This is a genomic window from Myxococcaceae bacterium JPH2 (assembly GCA_016458225.1).
Classification (GTDB): Bacteria; Myxococcota; Myxococcia; order Myxococcales; family Myxococcaceae; genus Citreicoccus.
In genome coordinates this window covers 1-940 of record JAEMGR010000086.1, presented here as the reverse complement: position 1 = coordinate 940, position 940 = coordinate 1, and the positions used below count along the sequence as shown (strand labels likewise).

Below are 940 nucleotides of genomic sequence, written 5' to 3'. Positions count from 1 at the left end.
GGAGGAGGGAGGGCACGACGGTCGAGCTTGCCGTGAGAGGTGAGAGGGAAAGCCTTCAGGAAGATGAAGGCAGAGGGGAGCATGTAGTCGGGGAGAGAGGCGCGGAGCGCGTCGCGGAGGGAGGCGGGGGAGGCGGGCGTGCCGAGGAGGTAGGCGACGAGGCGCGTGTCCCCAGGGACATCCTCGCGCGCGAGGACGAGCGCGCGGTCGATGGAGGGAAGTGCCTGGAGTGCGGCTTCGACTTCACCCAACTCAATGCGGAAGCCGCGGAGCTTCACCTGGAAGTCGAGACGGCCGAGGTACTCGACTTCACCGGAGGGGAGCCAGCGTGCCTTGTCACCGGTGCGGTAGAGGCGCTCACCGGGGAGGGTTGAGAAGGGATTGGGGATGAAGCGCTCGGCGGAGAGCGAGGGCCTGTCGAGGTAGCCACGCGCGAGGCCCGCGCCGCCGATGAAGAGTTCGCCCGGGACGCCAATGGGGCAGGGCGAGAGGGCGTCGTCGAGGACGAAGAGAGAGACGTTGGGGAGAGGCTTGCCGAGGGCGGGCCGCGAGTTGGGAGCGACGAGGCGAGAGGAGGCGTCGACGGTGCACTCGGTGGGGCCGTAGACGTTGAAGCAGGAGAGGAAGGGGAGCGCGGCGATGCGAGCCCAGAGCGAGTCATCGACATGCTCGCCTCCGACGAGGACGCGAAGAGGCCGAGAGGAGGCGAGGCCTTCGTCGAGGAGGAGGCGGAGGAGAGAGGGGGAGCAGTCGAGGACGTCGAGGTGGTGGGCGGCGGCCCAGGCGACGAGGAGGGAGGGCTCCTCGCGAGCGGCTTGAGGGACGAAGAGGAGGGAGTGCCCGTCAACGAGTTGGATGAGTTGCTTGACGGAGGCGTCGAAGGAGAGGGGCGCGTTGAGGCTGACGCGGAGGGGAGAGGAGACGTCTGAGTAGACGGAGG

1 protein-coding gene is annotated in these 940 nt (G+C 68.4%); it reads right to left on the bottom strand.

Going from position 1 to position 940, the window contains the following annotated elements; all coding sequences use genetic code 11:
- Window positions 1-940: amino acid adenylation domain-containing protein (locus tag JGU66_36200; GenBank protein MBJ6766218.1), on the bottom strand; the 940-nt coding region annotated here is incomplete at both ends.